The organism is Microcoleus vaginatus HSN003, from assembly GCF_022701255.1.
Classification (GTDB): domain Bacteria; phylum Cyanobacteriota; class Cyanobacteriia; order Cyanobacteriales; family Microcoleaceae; genus Microcoleus; species Microcoleus vaginatus_B.
Window position 1 is genome coordinate 1509463 of record NZ_CP031705.1, and the last position, 17383, is coordinate 1526845.

The following is a 17383-nucleotide window of genomic DNA, read 5'->3' on the forward strand; positions in this document are numbered from 1 at the left end:
CTGTTGACTGTGGCCGGGGCGGGTTTACGAGATAGTTAGTTTCAGGCATAGATTGTTTGTAAAACCCGCCCCTACGATCTCGCAAATCCTACAACAAATAACTAATAACCCCTACCTAATAACCAATAACCAATCACTAATTACCCTTATGTTATATTTAGCCCAAGTACAAAATCAGGAAAATTTAGGCGAGATAAGTCTGCAATTGCTGGCTTGCCAAAATTCTGATGATACTTGGGCTATTCTTAGTGAAGAAAGTTTCTTGACATTACCGCCAGATTTTGCTCAAAATTCAATTAACTCTGCAACTAATGTTTTAAATGAAGGGATTTTAGTATTAGCAGATATTGGCGAAAATAACCAGGTTGTAAATATTCAAGCAGCTACAAACTGGGTACTACAATTAGTTGAGAAATATTTAACAACAGGCTTTACTCCCGATTTTTTGCAGCAAGAAGCCCAGAAAGCAGAAGATTGGCGGCAATCTCTCACTTTGCAAAGTCAAGAATTGTCTCGCCGCTTGATTGAAAATGAAGCCCGCCGGGAACAAATTCAAAATTTAGAAGCAAAACTCCAGCAGGAAAAGCAATTGTTGGAAAGTGCGATCGCCCAATTGAAAATTTCACCCGCTACACCGCCAGTGTGACTCCAGTTAACACATAACAGGCAGGGACACGGCACTAGCGCGTCCCCACAAACCTAATATGCAATTTGCTGGACATCATATAATTTGTAACTTGACAAATACCCCTTACCAGTTGCCCAATCGCCAGCAAAATTGCCTGCGGTTAAAGCACTTTTGACTTCATCCAAGCGGCGGGGAGACACAGCAGTTTCTGAGAATTGCTAACATAAGCCCGCTTCTGGAAAACATCGTACTGATTGCGTTCGATCGCATTTAAGATTCTGCTGTACAGCATAGTAGCAGCCCAAACTGTCCAGCGGATATCGGGACTTAGCACTTTAATTCCGGGTTCGGCGCTGGCGTATAATTTGCGAGCTCGCTGAATTTGAAACCGCATCAATTCCCGCCAGCGGTTGTCAATTACACCGTTGAATAAATCTTCTTCGGTGTAGTTAAACAAGGCTAAGTCTTCTAAGGGAATGTAAATGCGACCGCGGCGGGCGTCTTCTCCGACATCGCGCAGAATATTAGTCAACTGCTTGGCAATACCGAGGGCTATCGCTTCTTCTTTGGGAATTCTATTTCCCCAATGCCAATTCCAGTTAGCAGCGGAACTTGATTCGCCTACACCCATGACAGACATCGACATCAGCCCTACAGTACCCGCTACTCGATAACAGTAAAGATTGAGCTCTTCAAAAGTTTCGTAGCGGCTGCGGTACAAGTCCATTTGCTGGCCCGCAATCATCTCTCGAAACGGCCCAATGTCGATCGGGAAACGAGACAGCGTATCCACCAAAGCTACGTCGTAGTCGTCGTGAGGATGGCCGGCAAACACAGATTCTAGGCGTTTTTCCCACAGATTGAGGGTTTCAGGGGTCGTTGCATCAGAACCCGGCCCGTCTACGAGTTCGTCGGTGCGGCGGCACCAGACGTAAATCGCCCAAATCGCCCGACGCTTGGCTTCGGGCATGAGTTGAGTGCCTAAATAAAAATTTTTGGCATAACTCGCGGTGACTTGGCGGCACAGTTCGTAAGAGTCATCCACAGAAGCCAGAGTTCTCATGCACTGGAGTTTTGACAGTTGCAGCATCCGAGAATAAGAAATTTAAAGATTAGAATTGACACTCCCCCGTTTAGAAAACGGGAGATTTTTTACGTCTTTATGAAAAATTCTTAATTTTTCATTGGTTATTGGCCGTTGAAATAGCCTGCGCTGTCAGCTTACCAGAAAGGACGGCACCTTCCATACTCGCAAGATAACGCTGCATCGTATAATCCCCCGTTAGATAGAAATTGCTAATGGGAGTTGTTTGTGTGGGACGGCACTGCTGGCGTCCGGGAGTGGCTTTGTAGACGGAACGAGGGGTTTTGACTACGTGATATTTGAGCAGTTTGGCTGGTTCTGGGATTTGATCGGGAAAGAGTTTTTCTAACTCGACCATTGTGGCTGCGACGATATCTTCGTCAGATTTGCCTATCCAGTCTTTGGCCGGTGCTAAAACCAGTTCCAGCATGGATTTGTCTGGGTTGGCATATTCGCGGCAGGTGTTGCTCATGTCGGCGTAGACGCTCAGCAGGGGCGATCGCGAGAACAGCAAATGGTCGATGTCAGTTAATTTGCGATCGAACCACAAGTGTACATTAATGACGGGTACTCCCTCCAAGCCTTCGAGCTGTTTGAAATAATCCATTTCGCCCCAAGGTTTCGGCATCATCAACTTCAGCGGGTCAACCGGCATCGCGGAAACGTAAATATCGGCCGTCAGAATTTCTGACTCTGCCCCTTTTACTCCCCGAATGTGGAAGCCGCGCACCGTGTTGTCATCGTTGAGCAAAAACTCTTTGATGGGTGCATTCAGCCGTACTTCACCGCCGCGCTCAGTTATGTAGTCTACCATCGGCTGACACAACCTCTCTGTGGGGGAACCGTCTAAAAAGGCCATTTTCGAGCCGTTTTTCTCTTGCAAGAAGCGGTTGAGGGCTGTCAGCAGTATGGTTGCAGATATTTCGTGGGGGTCAATGAAGTTGAGCGCCTTGGACATGGCGATGAATACTTCTTTTTCGACTCTGGGGGGGACGTTTTGCTTTTTGAGCCAGTCGGAAAACGAGTATTTGTCCATTGCTTCGACATAGTTTTGGCCCTGAAGCATCGCCGGAATCAAACCTATACCGAAGCGGATTTTTTCGGGCCAGGTGAGCATATCGTTGTTGCTCAAGATGGCTGCGACGCCGTTGAAGGGGGCGGGAAGGTCGGGAAAGTCAAAGCGGGAATAGGTTCCGGGGGTTTCCGGCTGATTGAAAATCATGCTGTGTTCTTTCCATTGCAGCCGGTCTTCAATGTCAAGTTCTTTGAAGAGTTGGAGCATATTCGGGTATGCACCGAAGAAGATGTGGAGGCCGGTTTCATACCAGTCGCCGTCTGCATCTTTCCAGGCGGCTACTTTGCCGCCGAGTACGTCCCGACTTTCTAGGAGGATGGGGGTGTGGCCCGCGTCGGTAAGATATTTAGCGCAGGAAAGTCCTGCTAAGCCTGCTCCGGCGATCGCAACTCGCATTTGATACTACTTGGCCTCTGTGTTCGCTTCGGTTTAATTATACTTTACAACTCGTTACATTTTTTTGGGAAATCTCTAGGGACACGGCTGTGCTTGGAGGTGTCGGCTTAGCCCGGAAGTCCGCCAGGGACTGAAAGTCCCTGTCTCATAGCGCAAGTCCTCTGAAAGAGGACTGAAGAATACATTAGACCTCTTGCAAAAATCCTTTTCCTCAATTGATGGGACGGGCTCTCCGGCCCATCCCACAAGAGTTATTTTTTCTTGTGGGATGGGCCGGAGAGCCCGTCCTAATTATTTTTGCAAGAGGTCTATTAGTCCTCTTTCAGAGGACTTTTGCTTTGAGGCAGGGGTTTAAACCCCTGCCGGACTAAGCGAACTGCGGGCAATATCGTTATTCAGCATTCAGCGATGTCCTGTTTTAAAAGATGCAATACTTCAGTATTAACGGAAATTGAGGAATTCTTGCTATCATAAATTAAGAGCGAATTTTGATGAATTGCTTAAATTTATGGTACAAACAATTCAAGCTAGAAATGTCGCCTTGAACGATTGGAAAACCAACTTCAAAATTGAGTGGGTTGAGGATGACCAATTCTTTCGCGAGTGGCAAGATGATTTGCCAGAAATCAGTGATTATGAAAAACAACGATTAGACAGAGTGAAAGCAAGTTACAGGAATTTGCTCAAACGTCCCCCACTTCTAGAAAATACAGTCAAAATGGTAGTGCTGTCTCCGTTTTTGGATTTAGCGGATTTTTATCTGGCTCCTTTTCACGTTACTTCAGAAAAATCTGTAGAAATTGTTGACGAAGATGAGGGAGTGATTGTGAGGGGACAGGTGGATGTTTTGGCTTTGTTTCAGGAGTTTTGGGTAGTAGTTATCGAGTCCAAGAAGGCTGCGTTTTCTTTGGAAGTAGGGATTCCGCAGTTACTAGCTTATATGTTAACTAATTTCAGTGCCGATCGACCTACTTACGGATTGTTAATGAATGGGGCAGATTTTCTATTTGTCAAATTAGTTAAGCGGGAAAAAGCACAGTACGCTTTTTCTCGGAAGTTTTACCTTTTCAATCCGGGGAATGATTTGTACAGCGTACTGAGTATTTTGAAGCGCCTCGGTCAGTTGAATGTTGGCAATATAGTTTAGAAAGCGATCGCGCTCTTATGGGGGCGATCGCTCAGAGACGCGGTTGTACTTCGTTTAAATAAAAAATCAACAATTAACTAATTAGAATCCCCAGTCTTATTTAGACAATTGTTCGCAGGGCCGCTAGCCCCCCAAGGTGTAGTGGGTAAAAATAATAGAAAAATCTTTTTTCTAGAGCCGTTGGTTTTTGGTCTTTAGAGCTATCGTAGTATGCCAGAACTAGCGGTGTGAATATAGCGAAAATTTGAATCCAGCTTTTGCAACTAATTGCATATCCGATATTTACTATAGTCCAGCCGAACCACCAAAGGCGAGATCCTCCTCCTTTCCACCTAATCATCAATAGCGGGCAAGCCACTGCATACCAGCCGTAACTCACTCCTAAAATTTGAGCAGTTACTAGACCTGTGCTTAAAACTGCAATTTTGCGATCGAAGCGTCGGATGTAGCTCAAAGTTAGTGCTGCTACGGCAAAGCTAAACATGATGTTTAACTGTAAATTGCCAAAAAGTAACATATGAGGTATTTGAGAAAGTACCCCAAATAATATCAGTCGAGTAATTAGAGGATTTTTGTCCCCCGGTCGTTTCCAGTTTTGAGCAAATACCCAACTAAACAACGGAAAACTGAGGCGGCCGATGATACGCATGGGTTCTGCTTCAAGCATCAATCCGATGTGGTCTATTAGCATTAGAGCGGCGGCCAACCATTTAATTTGATTTTGATTCATACAATTGATCCTCAAATTATATTATTAAAACTTCGTTTATTGTACTAATTAAATATTCTTTAACTTGTTGACACAATATATTGACACTTTTCCGCTTTTTCAGTATATTTTATATGCTATAAAGTGCCGTTATTGAAGGTGCTTTTAAATGTCGATAGTTCGTATTTTATTATGTTTTCTGAAAATAGTATTTTTTATTAAAATCCTCAGTACAATTAAATCTACTGTACTCATAATCTCTCCTTCAAGCAACACCTAAATTAAAGAGAACAAGCTCTATTTAATTTAGGTGTTTAAAAAAAGATACTTAAAAACACTGTTGTGTACTCATTAAGGTAGATTTACCTTAAATTTATTGATTTGGACAAAATAATAATTGAGTTAATTTTACTGACATCGATCGCGACTACTACACCGACGACGATGCCTCCGCCGCCTCCGATGATTGCTCCATCCAGAATTAACTAGAGTGAAGAGGGAAGAGGCGCTGGCGGTAATTTTTTGTTCGGTACAGGTGCGGTAGAGGGAACAGGGGCTGGCGGTAATTTTTTGTTCGGTACAGGTGCGGTAGAGGGAAGAGGTGCTGGCGGTAATTTTTGGCTCGGTACAGGTAAGGAAGTTGGTTGGGGTTGGGGTTGAGGCAAACCGGGAACACGGATATATTTCCAATTACCAGTAAACAATAGGTACATAACACCCGCAAGCACGACACCGCTAACAACAGCAGCAGTAATTTTCCAAACACTGTAGGGACGCTCGCCTTGAACTTCAGCGGTGCGTGCATTAACCATTACTTGATATCGTTGGTTTTGATAACGATAGGCACACAGCCACACAGGTAGCAAAATATGCTTAAAAGTGATAGCATTGTAATCAGTAGAAATGCTGTGAACCCGCTGGTCGTCGCCACCAATATTCCTACAAACATCGAAGTGAATAGTAGAGGCCATGACATTTTTAGCAGATTCAAATCCTTGAGTGAGAGAAACTTGCGATCGCAGCGCTTCAAACCCAGCTAAATAAGAGGAATTGTAAGCGCGCAGCGACTCCTTGAGATGCCAAGGTTCTAACGCATCCAGACGCGGGCGATCGACTGAAGTTGTAGCGGGAATCAGAATATCGTCAAAAAAGCGATCGACTCGGCCAGAAGCAGGCCACCACCTGGTATGTTGCACTTCGCGAGTTTTAGTTTCTGTTTCGCCCTGCGAGTTTGTTTCCGTATAAGTTTCAGTTACGTAGTAGTGTTCTCCGCGAGAACCTTGATAGTAACTAACCGTATAAGTGTCGTAAGTCCAAAACGGCAAATAAACCCCTTGAATTTTCTCCTGTTGCGCTAGGGATTTCAAAGCAGAGGGAGCAAACCAGCGATTGCTGAGCCACTTCTGAATGCTTTCTCTGGCCTGTTTATCCGTAACTTCAAAAGGAACAATTCCCTCTGGATGCACGCTAGGGCTAGCTTTTGCAGGTTGCGTCACAATTGGAGAAGCGCAAAATGGGCATTGGCCCGCTACTTTCGGCGGTTCAAAAGTAACACTTGCTCCGCAATCATTGCATTTTACTTCAAGGGCTGTTGTTGATAAAGTTGCCAGGGCCGTGCGATCGACTTGGAGATATTCTTCGTAAGAGTTCTCCTTTACCTCTTCAGCCGTTTGGGGAATTGCATCTTCCCAGCCGCAGTAAGCACACTTGAGTTTTCCTGCTTGGGGGTTGAACTCTAAATAAGCCCCGCAGCTAGGACAGGGAAAACGTTTAACAGCAGGTTCAGAAGTATTCATAATGGTTAATTGGTGATGTAATTGGTAATCGGTAATCGCGAAAGCAGATCAATTACCAATTACCAATTAAGTAAATATGCAAAATTTTACGCTGCTGCTGGCGGGGGAGGCGGCGGTACTGTCGCCAACAAAGATGCTAATTCCGGCACTTGCGATGCTAACTTCCAGCCGTCAAAACCCGCACGCCACACCATTACCTGATGTGTCAAACCATTTGGCAAAAGTTGATCCAATCCAAAAGGGCCTACTTGTTGACCGTTCTGGGCAATATACCACTGATGTTGTGTTGGCGGAGGAGGTGGCGGCGGAGTTTGCGATGCTGGCGGCTGCATCATATTTGTCATTTGTTGGCCTACTGCCATGCCCATGCCCAATTCTAATCCTTGGTTGCCGCCGCTGGGGTTATTTGCTGATGCTTCTATAGCGTTAGCAGCTTGATATTGGGTATATTGCTGCATATTTCCCAGAAGTCCGATCGAGGCTCGTTTGTCGAGTGCTGCTTCAACTTCAGGCGGCATCGAGATATTTTCAATTAATAGCTGAGTTAACTCTAGCCCAAACTGCCGGATACTTGGCTCTATGGCAACTCGCACCTGTTCGCCCATGTGCGTGTAGTTGGCTGCAAAGTCCAGCAGGGGAACGCGGGAATTGCCAACCCAATTGGCAAAGGCACTGACTATTGTATTGCGTAGCTGTTCGCTGATTTCATCTACTTGAAATAGTCCGTCAGTGCTGATTAGTTGTTTTAAGAGTTTTTCGGGATGGGAAACTTTAATGTTGTATGTGCCAAAAGCCCGCATTCTCACTGGGCCGAGTTCTGGATCGCGGATAATTACAGGGTTAGAGGTTCCCCATCTCAGATTGGTAAATATTTTGGTGTTAAAAAAGTAGACTTCTGCTTTGAAGGGAGAGTTGAAACCGTAGGGCCAACCTTTTAAGGTGCTAAGAACGGGTAGATTGCGGGTGTACAGTTCGTGCATTCCAGGATCGAAGATATCGGCAACTTGGCCTTCGCTGACAAAGACTGCTATTTGTCCTGGCCGTACAGTTAGTTTAGTACCTTGTTTAATTTCGTTTTGGTGACGCTCAAATCGATAGGCAATGGTATCGCTGGTATTGTCCAACCATTCGATGATATCGACAAATTCGCCGCGAATCTTGTCAAAGAGTCCCATAGATTTATTTTGGGTTGTTGTTTGATTTTAGCTTCAATAGGAGCGATCGATGTTCCCGATCGCCATTGTAAAGTTTTTACGTGCGATCGTGGGTATGGAGACGATCGCACTTTCAGACAATTCATAATTCTGGTTCTATTCCGGCCGATCGCAACTGAGCGCGCAATTGCTCTAATTGGTCTTCGGCTTGTTGAGCTCTTTCTTGTTCGCGATCGGCTCTTTGCTGTTCTTGTTGAGCTCTTTCTGCTCCCGATAACAGCAAATTTCCTGCACTATCCCACCAGCGCAGCCAAGGTAACTCAACATTTTGATACCTTCCTTGCCAAATTCCCAATTCCACTCCTAACGGTTCAATGGGATAATGACCGCGCTCATTTGCAGCAACTAATTGATACCTATCTTCGATCAGGTGATAGACCTCAACGCTAGCCTTAGTTACGTCATAAATTCCGTAAAATGCCGGACGGATCACATTTTCATAAATCCAGAATTTACCCGGCTTAGTTTCCTGTTGACCCGATCGCAATAAAGGCGTTCTGTCCCGTTCTTCTGCACCATTTCCCGATACAAATTCTAACACAATTAACGGTGCTACAAATTCTTGCCACATCACATAATAACGGCGCAATTGACCGTCAATAGTTGGGGGAACATTAGGCACATAAAACCAGTCCGGTGCTTCTGCACCCCGTTCTAGTGGCTCAGTTAATCGCCAATAAATGCCGCTGTCTTGACCGATACAATAGTTACCATCTGGATGAATGCTTTGAAAGACTGGAGTAATTGAATCGGTTAACAGAATGCTTTGGGGATGTTCTTGAAAATTCTTCACAAAAGTGCCGTCGGATTCTGGTAATTGAGTGTGATCCGGCCAGCCTGCGGGATTGTTTTCGACATCAAGGGTGAATTTCATAATTTTATTTTGCTTGCAGGCATTGTTGGAGCGAGATTGTGATTGTAGGCGAACTCGATACATCTAACTCATGCCTCTATCTCCCAATCTTCCAGACGCAAACCCTCAACACGGCTGAACTCGCGGGTATTGTAAGTTACCACGATTAGGTTGTTGGCAAGAGCAATAGAGGAAATCAAAAGGTCATTAGGACCAATGGGTGTCCCAGATGCAGCTAATTGAGCGCGAATTTGACCGTAAATTAGGGCAGACTGGTCATCAAAAGGCAAACTTATAAACTCATTGAAAAAACGTTCTAGTCGAGCTAGATTGCTATCTTGACGCGAACTTCTAAAAGCACCCCAGTAAAGTTCTGCTTTAACTACAGAGCATATTGCTACATCACCTGACCGCATCATTGCTAGTCGGCGAGATACCGATGAGTTTCGGTCTGGATTTAACAAACGGATGCAAGTATTGGTGTCTAAAAGATAAATTACAGCAATTCTTCCCGGATTTCATATTCCAACTGCTCAGGACGAACAAGCGGTTCTCCCTCCCAACTTCCTATTACTGTCTCAAAAAAACCTGGCGACCAGCCTAAATCTTCCGGTGTTTTACCCTCAGTTGCTGGTGTTATGGGCTGGAAAACTACAATAACTTCCAACTCTGTATCTTTGATACCACCGGGGATTTGCAAATGCAACATCCCGTCGGAACCAACGCGCGATCGCACTTTAATACTTTGCATAATTAACCCGCTAAATTTGCTTTCTATTCTAGTTTAAACAGCATAGGTTGGGCCAGTGCAACGAAACCCAACACATAATACCGATCCGCCGGGTTAACGCAAATTCCACCTACACGCGCCTGCAACCCGCCGCGATCGCACCCAGCCAACCCCAGCAACCTGAACCGCAGGTGAGGCAATCCCCCTGCAGCCCCCGCTTCTCGACGCGGTACAATAAATGCAATCATACTTAACGCTTATATTGAAAAGGCTACACACAACGCCACAGGAGACAACTGACGCATGGGTAAAGTAGTTGGCATTGACCTCGGAACAACAAACTCAGTAGTAGCCGTCATGGAAGGCGGCAAACCGGTTGTGATTGCCAATGCAGAAGGGATGCGGACAACTCCCTCGGTAGTCGCTTTCACAAAGGAAGGAGAACGCCTGGTGGGACAGATGGCCAGACGCCAGACTGTTCTCAACCCGCAAAACACCTTTTACGCCGTCAAGCGGTACATCGGACGCAAATATACCGAACTGACTCCAGAATCAAAACGCGTCCCTTACACAACTCGCCGCGACGAAAACGGGAACATCAAAATCAAGTGTCCCCGCCTGAAAAAAGATTTTGCCCCAGAGGAAATTTCGGCGATGGTTTTGCGGAAACTGGCCGATGAAGCCAGCCGCTATCTGGGACAAGAGGTAACGGGGGCTGTAATTACTGTTCCCGCTTATTTCAACGACTCGCAGCGACAGGCGACGCGCGATGCGGGACGAATTGCCGGACTTGATGTTAAGCGGATTTTAAATGAGCCGACGGCGGCTTCTTTGGCTTACGGTTTGGAGAGGCGAGAAAGTCAAACTATTTTAGTGTTTGATTTGGGCGGCGGTACTTTTGATGTGTCGATTTTAGACGTGGGAGACGGAGTATTTGAAGTTAAAGCAACTAGCGGCGATACTCAATTAGGTGGCAATGATTTTGACTCCAAAATTGTTGACTGGTTGGCAGAACAATTCTTAGAAAAAGAAGGAATTGATTTGCGGCGCAACCGCCAAGCTCTGCAGCGCTTGATCGAAGCGGCTGAAAAAGCCAAGATTGAACTGTCGGGAGTCGGTGTTACGGAGATTAATTTGCCGTTTATCGATGCGAATGAAGATGGGCCTTTGCATCTGGAAACGCGGCTGACTCGCGGTCAATTTGAGGGCCTGTGCACTGATTTGGTGCAGCGGTTGCGGCGGCCGGTGAAACAAGCTTTGGCTGATGCAAGTTTGAGTCCTTCTCGCATTGATGAAGTTGTGTTAGTCGGCGGTTCAACTCGCATTCCTTTGGTGCAGGAAGTTGTTCGCAGTTTGATCGATCGAGAACCCAATCAAAATGTGAATCCCGATGAAGTTGTGGCGGTGGGTGCGGCAATTCAGGCGGGGATTTTGGGTGGCGATGTCCGCGATGTGCTGCTGTTGGATGTGACGCCGCTGTCGCTGGGTTTGGAAACTATCGGCGGGGTGATGAAAAAACTGATTCCTCGCAATACTACTATTCCCGTCAGGCGATCGGACATTTTTTCGACTGCTGAAAACAACCAAACTGTGGTAGAAATTCACGTAATCCAAGGGGAACGGGAATTAGGCAGAGATAATAAGTCTTTGGGACGGTTTAAACTAACTGGAATTCCGCCGGCACCGCGAGGGATTCCGCAGGTGCAAGTAGCTTTTGATATTGATGCTAACGGGATGCTGTTGGTGACTGCTTTGGACAAAACTACCGGCAGGGAACAAAGCATTACTGTGCAAGGTGCTTCGACGCTGACTCAGCAGGAAGTGAATCAAATGATTCGCGATGCGGAACAGTTTGCTCAAGCTGATAAGTTGCAGCGGGAAAAGGTGGAAAAACGCAATCGCGCTGAAGCTTTAGCTTATCAAGCCGAGCGGCAGTTGCGGGAAGTTGCGCTCGATCGGGGAATGCAGTTTGCTCAAAGAAGTCGCCAGCGAATTGAAACTTTAATTCGGGAATTGCGAGACAGTTTGGAACGCAACGATGAGCGGGGAGTTGACCAAGTTGGTTCGGATTTGCAGGATGCTCTTTACGATTTGAGCCGAGAAGTTTCCGCGTTTGCGATGGATGACGATGATGACGATTTCTTTGAGTCTGTGAAGCGGACTTTTACGGGCGACGGTACGAAGCGGCGCAGCGATGACAGCAGCTATTATACCAATGCTAAGCCGTACAGGCGATCGACTGTTGAGCCAATTCCCGATCGCCCATACGATCGTATGAACGATCGTATGGGTGATCGCATGGGCGATCGCATGGGCGATCGTATGGGCGATCGTATGGGCGATCGCATGGGCGATCGTATGGGCGATCGTATGGGCGATCGTATGGGCGATCGTAGAAGCAGTGCTAATCGCCCGAGTCGCCCTTATCAAAATCAAAGCGACGATTGGGATGATGACGACGATTGGTTGTAATTAGTGGTTAGTCATTAGTCCCTAGTCATTAGTCCCTAGTTTGAAGCAGGGAAGCAGCATGACTAATGACTAATGACTAATAATTAATAACTAATGACTAATAACTAATGACTAATGACTAACTATGCAGAATTTTCGCAATTACTATCTAATTTTGGGAGTGCCCAAAGATGCTACGGCTGATGAGATAAAAAAAGCCTATCGACGGCTAGCCAGACAGTTACACCCTGACGTAAATCCAGGTGATAAATCTGCTGAAGATAGGTTTAAGGATATTAATGAAGCTTATGATATTCTTTCCGATATCGACAAGCGGGCTCAATACGATCAGTTTAGTAAATTCTGGAAACAAAAGGGATTTCAAGGAAAGCAAGGGGTGCGACTTCCCAATTTCAAAACTTGGGGAAACAGTAAAGCTACCCGCAAAAAACCGGCCGAAGATGTCGATTTTAGTGATTACTCGGATTTTAATAAATTTCTTGACCAAGTGCTCGGAAGACGCCGGGAAGTGAGGATGGCGACAGCGAATGATGCAGCGGGAGTAGCCTCCTCTGAACCGTGGAGTACGGCTTCTAAGAAAACGAGTTATGTTGCTAATTCTCGCCCACCTAGAAGGGATTTCGACGATCGCGAAATGCGACGGGATTTGGACGATCGCGAAACGCGACGAGATTTCGACGATCGCGAAATGCGACGGGATTTCGATAATCCGGAAATGCGACGGGAAACAGTCGATCGCGAAATGCGACGGGAGATAGTCGATCGCGAAATCAGAAGGGATATAGCCGATCGCGAAATGCGACGGGAAATTAGGGAAACAGTCGAGCGCGAAACGAGAAGAGATATTGAGGCCAGACTAACTCTGCCTTTGGAAAGAGCTTATTCGGGCGGTACGGAGCGAATTCGTCTGGAAGATGGGCGAGCGATCGAGGTGAATCTGCCTCCTGCTATGGTATCAGGCCAGCGGATTCGCTTGCGAAATCAAGGTATGGGCGGCGGGGATTTATATTTGAAAATCACGGTTTCTCCCCATCCATTTTTTCGATTGGAAATGTCAGATATTTGCTGCGAATTGCCTCTGACTCCCAGCGAAGCGGTGTTAGGCGGAGATATTGAAGTACCGACGCTGGATGGCCTGGTAAAGATGAAATTGCCACCGGCAGTAACCTCTGGAAAGCGGTTGCGGCTGGCTAACAAGGGCTATCCGACGGGAAATGGCGATCGGGGCGATCAATTGGTAGAAATTCAGGTGTTAATTCCCAAAGAAATTAGTGAGGAGGAACGGGAATTATACGAAAAGTTGCGGCAGGTTGAGTCTTTTAAACCGCGTCAGGATTTATCGGTTTAATGTAGAGTACGCAAGGCGCCCGTTTAATTTAGTAGGGGCGCAATAATGCGCGCCTTACTACTAATTGTGTACGAAAAATTAGGAGATGCTTGGCTAAATTTTACTGACATATCACATTTAGCCACTTGGCTGTAAATAGATGATATCAAATCCGTTGGTATCGGAATTATTCATCTCTCGTTTTTCTAACTCAGCGCCCTCTGCATTAAGAGCAGTTTAATCATTCCGAAACAACCATAAACGATATGATTTGTCGCCAGAATAGCCGATCGCACTTTCAGCAATCGTCGCTCACATAAGTAAAATTACTGTTGTGATTATTCCTGAACTAGCAGAGAATTAACAATAAGGTAATTTTCCCCCAATCAGGAGCAGTCTGCCGCCATGACTCAAATGCCCCCTCAATGCACCAGTCTGCAAGAGCAAGTTGATTCTTTAGTGCAACTGCTGCGTCAGGAATCGTCTTTGCGACAACAAGATATCACGGCGGTACAAGCTTCTCTAAAAAAGGCAATTTCTCCTGAGTTTGAAATTGTGTTTGCTGGCGCTTTCAGTGCGGGAAAATCTATGTTAATTAATGCTTTGCTGGAGCGAGAATTGCTCTACAGTGCAGAAGGACACGCGACAGGTACGGAATGTTATATCGCCTTTGCTGAGCCGGAAAAAGAGCGCGTTGTTCTCACTTTTTTGAGTGAATTTGAGATTAGCCAGCAAGCTTCTGTGCTTTGCCATCAGTTAGGTTTAACTACTGAACTTAATATTAATCAAACAGATGTAGTGTCGCTGTTGTCTCAGGGATGTAACATAATTATTCAAACGGAAGGCGGCGAAAATAAATCCGAGCTAGCCAAAAAAGCTAAGGCTTTGATGCTGCTGTTAGAAGGTTTTGAGGCAAATCGTGATCGCATCCAAACTCTCGAAAACGCTACCTACTCGATGGAACAGTTTAACTTTTCCAATCTCAAGGAAGCTGCTAGTTATGCCCGGCGCGGTAGCAACAGTGCTGTACTCAAGCGAGTAGAATATTACTGTTATCATCCGCTGCTGGAAGATGGCAATATTATTATCGATACGCCGGGAATTGATGCGCCGGTGCAGCGGGATGCAGAATTGACTTATGATAAGATTGAAAGCCCCGATACTTCGGCGGTTGTCTGCGTTTTGAAAGCGGCTTCGTCTGGGGAAATGACGACGGAAGAAACCGAGTTGATGGAAAAAACACGGGGAAATCCGGGAATTCGCGATCGACTGTTTTACATTTTCAACCGCATCGACGAAACTTGGTACAACACGCAACTGCGACAGCGCTTAGAAAATTTGATTAATTCGGACTTTCGCGATACCGCGAGAGTTTACAAAACTAGCGGATTGTTGGGATTTTACGGAAGTTTGATTCGAGGGACAACAGGGCGCGATCGCTTTGGTTTAAATACAATCTTTGCCACCAGTCAACGGGGAGTTTCTGGAGATGATAAATTAGATTCAGAATTGCTCGGTAATAGTGAAGAGACTCCGCAATTTGTTAGTGAATTTAATCGCTACTGTGCGAATTCCGGCAAGCTATCTCCGAGCAGATTTCGCATTTCAGTTAACAGCTACGAAACACCCAATGAAAACTACGTGCGGATTCTTGCAGAGCAAGGACAACCATTAATTGGTCAATTAATTCAAGATAGCGGAATAGAAGATTTTCGCACAGCCATCACCCGTTACCTCACAGAAGAAAAACGCCCGCAACTGTTCAAAAATTTAGCTGACGACTTAGAAGACTTGTGCATTCAACTGCGGAAACATTACCAAACAATTCAGCGGAATTTGGACAGCCAGCCCCGCGAAATTGAAGCGATGAAAGCACAGGAACTTTTGCGGCTAAATCAAGAATTGCAGCAAGTTGGGGAGGAATTTCGCGAACATATCGCCGAAGAAGTCAATGAAATGATTATGAATAAATGCGAGATTTTCGATATAGACTTTCGGCAACTGCAATCTCGGATGATTCGGCGCTTGGATGAATTGTTAGATGGATTTTCTGTTGAGGCGGCTTACGGACGCACTTTGCGGAATCATCCCCGCAATGCGACAGCACCTTTAATTGCGGTTTTAGTGGAAGCACTTTATTATTTAGCGAATCAGTTGGAAGATATTTTAGTAGAGGCTACTAAGTCACTGGTTGATAATTATTTCCAGTATTTGAAAGATAGCGTTCGCAAGTCTGAATACTATCGATTACTTTATCGGTTGTTGGGGAACGACGGGGGAATTGAACAGCAGTTAGAGGAGTTATCAAAGCGGGTTTCTGATGCTTTGGTAAATGCGGCGGGCGTTGAGTGCGATCGCTACGTGCGAGAAAGTCCCCGTTTTTACGACGAAGGCACATTTTCGATTTATCAATTCCGGGAAACATTGCAGCAAACTTCTCAAGGTTACGACTGCGAAAACATGGTTGACGCCCAACCTGCAATTCGGCAATTATTGCGGCTGGATTTTGAGCCGAAAGTATCTAGAACTATTCGGCAAACTTTCCGCCAAACTGTCAACCAAACCCTGAAAGAGCATTTGTTGCCACTGGCCCAAAAGCAAGCTGATGATATTTTGCAGAAATACAGTCAAGCCCGCGATTATTTGGAGCAAACTTTGGCACAGGAGGCGGAGGAAAAGATTGCCCGCAACCAGCGGCTGCAAGCTGAGAATGAGCAGAAAATTCAAGAGTACGATCGGGCGGTTTCTGGGATTAATAGTTGTTTGCAGGCGATGAAGTTGCACGAGCATTTGTTGCCAGTAATTGCACAAAATGATGGTGTTTCGGTGGATGGTGAATGATTGCAATTTTGGCGATCGGAAATCGGCGATTTCCAATCGCCCGCTATCTTTATTGTGTTTATTATGCTACAATAGCCAACAAAGAGCGACTTTAATCCTATGAACATTCGCGAAAAACTTTTAACAATAATCGAACAACTTCCAGAGGATAAGTTAGCAACACTTCTGAACATAGCCCTATTCTTTAAAAGTGGGAAAGAATCTGTTCAACCGATGCTTGTATCCCAAGCTTATCAAGATTGGCTGAGTGCGGAAAATGACATTTTTGACGAAATATTTGCCGACTGAGCCATCAAAGATCCGCGTTAATTCGCGTTCATCTGCGGTTAAAACTCATGGCTAAAAAACCTATTAGGTTAGATATCAATATGGAAGAGAAATTTGATTTTCACAACTGCGGTAATGAGGATGCTTTATCTTTCGGTAACGCAATGCTTAAAGTAGAAAAACTAAAGGAAACAGTAAATGGAGTTTTGCCTGAATATGGGTTAGGAGAGAAACTAACTCACTTGTTGAATCAACAAAAGCTCTACATTTATGTAGGTTCAAATACTGACCAACAACCTAATGCTTATGAGAACTGGTTTGGTGAAGGTATAGATTGTGAAATTCTCAGAGTGGGTGCTCAGGGCTGGAAGAAAGGAAAGATGAAGCTCAAACTCAATGTCACTATAGAGTTTTGCCCAGACGAACCTGAAGTAGAAGAAACACCAGAAAACAACGAATCAGAAACTAGCAAACCCGAATCTCCCCTTGACGATTTGCGCCGCCAACTTCTCAATCAAGACAACTCACCCAGCTAATCCATCAAACATCCGCGTTAATTCGCGTTCATCTGCGGTTAAAAATCATCATGTCTAAAACCCCCAGAATTCCCATTCCCCCAGAAGTCCGAAAATATGTATTCGATCGCAATAAATACCAGTGCCAAAGCTGCGGCCAAACCAAACTAGAAACCCAACTGACGATCGATCATATCATCCCCCTAGCCCGCGGCGGCAGCAACGACATCAGCAACTTGCAAACCCTCTGCGGCACCTGCAACCAAAAGAAAACAGACAAACTAGACCCCCGCTTCCGCCGTCACTTTGACCTTTGATATTTAACAGTC

General features: G+C 45.5%; 17 protein-coding genes. 8 read left to right on the forward strand and 9 right to left on the reverse strand.

What is annotated here, in order from left to right; genetic code table 11:
• Positions 1–148: 148 nt before the first annotated feature.
• Positions 149–646: an HmpF-related protein gene (locus D0A37_RS06350; protein ID WP_242722401.1), complete on the forward strand. Its 498-nt coding sequence runs from the start codon at positions 149–151 to the stop codon at positions 644–646.
• A 142-nt stretch (positions 647–788) separates the two neighbouring features.
• Here the strand turns inward: D0A37_RS06350 and crtB are convergent, their stop codons facing one another.
• Both crtB and pds read right to left on the reverse strand, forming a co-directional pair.
• Positions 789–1718 (reverse strand): 15-cis-phytoene synthase CrtB, encoded by a 930-nt coding sequence (gene crtB / locus D0A37_RS06355; RefSeq protein WP_242722403.1) that lies wholly within the window; start codon positions 1716–1718, stop codon positions 789–791.
• Between the two features lie 91 nt (positions 1719–1809).
• Positions 1810–3183: a 15-cis-phytoene desaturase gene (pds, locus tag D0A37_RS06360; RefSeq protein WP_242722406.1), complete on the reverse strand. Its 1374-nt coding sequence runs from the start codon at positions 3181–3183 to the stop codon at positions 1810–1812.
• 508 nt (positions 3184–3691) lie between these two features.
• On the opposite strand from pds, the gene D0A37_RS06365 reads away from it, so the two are divergent.
• Complete coding sequence (locus D0A37_RS06365; RefSeq protein ID WP_242722409.1) at positions 3692–4330, forward strand: DUF2959 domain-containing protein; 639 nt, start codon at positions 3692–3694, stop codon at positions 4328–4330.
• Positions 4331–4430: 100 nt separating this feature from the next.
• Here the strand turns inward: D0A37_RS06365 and D0A37_RS06370 are convergent, their stop codons facing one another.
• The 7 genes from D0A37_RS06370 to D0A37_RS06400 form a co-directional block, all read right to left on the reverse strand.
• Entirely contained in the window at positions 4431–5060 is a 630-nt protein-coding gene (locus tag D0A37_RS06370) for a TraX family protein (protein ID WP_242722412.1), read from the reverse strand.
• A 464-nt stretch (positions 5061–5524) separates the two neighbouring features.
• Positions 5525–6835: a TFIIB-type zinc ribbon-containing protein gene (locus D0A37_RS06375; RefSeq protein ID WP_242722415.1), complete on the reverse strand. Its 1311-nt coding sequence runs from the start codon at positions 6833–6835 to the stop codon at positions 5525–5527.
• 86 nt (positions 6836–6921) lie between these two features.
• On the reverse strand, positions 6922–8010 hold the full coding sequence (locus tag D0A37_RS06380) for an SPFH domain-containing protein (protein WP_242722418.1): 1089 nt from the start codon (positions 8008–8010) through the stop codon (positions 6922–6924).
• Between the two features lie 121 nt (positions 8011–8131).
• The gene (locus tag D0A37_RS06385) at positions 8132–8923 is read right to left on the reverse strand and encodes a Uma2 family endonuclease (RefSeq protein WP_242722421.1); all 792 of its coding nucleotides are present in this window, start codon (positions 8921–8923) and stop codon (positions 8132–8134) included.
• A gap of 68 nt (positions 8924–8991) precedes the next feature.
• Positions 8992–9366, reverse strand: coding sequence for a type II toxin-antitoxin system VapC family toxin (locus tag D0A37_RS06390; protein WP_445242489.1), 375 nt, complete (start codon positions 9364–9366; stop codon positions 8992–8994).
• Between the two features lie 32 nt (positions 9367–9398).
• Complete coding sequence (locus tag D0A37_RS06395) at positions 9399–9653, reverse strand: hypothetical protein (RefSeq protein WP_242722424.1); 255 nt, start codon at positions 9651–9653, stop codon at positions 9399–9401.
• 23 nt (positions 9654–9676) lie between these two features.
• Positions 9677–9880: a hypothetical protein gene (locus tag D0A37_RS06400; protein WP_242722427.1), complete on the reverse strand. Its 204-nt coding sequence runs from the start codon at positions 9878–9880 to the stop codon at positions 9677–9679.
• Between the two features lie 55 nt (positions 9881–9935).
• On the opposite strand from D0A37_RS06400, the gene dnaK reads away from it, so the two are divergent.
• The 6 genes from dnaK (at position 9936) to D0A37_RS06430 (ending at position 17371) form a co-directional block, all read left to right on the forward strand.
• Positions 9936–12104 carry a molecular chaperone DnaK gene (gene dnaK / locus D0A37_RS06405; RefSeq protein ID WP_242722430.1) on the forward strand — a complete coding sequence of 723 codons (2169 nt, stop codon included), beginning with the start codon at positions 9936–9938 and terminating at the stop codon, positions 12102–12104.
• Between the two features lie 124 nt (positions 12105–12228).
• Positions 12229–13452, forward strand: a complete 1224-nt coding sequence (locus tag D0A37_RS06410; protein WP_242722433.1) for a DnaJ C-terminal domain-containing protein — start codon at positions 12229–12231, stop codon at positions 13450–13452.
• A gap of 384 nt (positions 13453–13836) precedes the next feature.
• Entirely contained in the window at positions 13837–16272 is a 2436-nt protein-coding gene (locus D0A37_RS06415; RefSeq protein ID WP_242722437.1) for a dynamin family protein, read from the forward strand.
• Between the two features lie 99 nt (positions 16273–16371).
• On the forward strand, positions 16372–16560 hold the full coding sequence (locus tag D0A37_RS06420; RefSeq protein ID WP_242722440.1) for a hypothetical protein: 189 nt from the start codon (positions 16372–16374) through the stop codon (positions 16558–16560).
• 47 nt (positions 16561–16607) lie between these two features.
• Positions 16608–17075 (forward strand): KGK domain-containing protein, encoded by a 468-nt coding sequence (locus D0A37_RS06425; RefSeq protein ID WP_242722443.1) that lies wholly within the window; start codon positions 16608–16610, stop codon positions 17073–17075.
• A gap of 50 nt (positions 17076–17125) precedes the next feature.
• Entirely contained in the window at positions 17126–17371 is a 246-nt protein-coding gene (locus D0A37_RS06430) for an HNH endonuclease (RefSeq protein WP_190745880.1), read from the forward strand.
• Positions 17372–17383 lie beyond the last annotated feature (12 nt).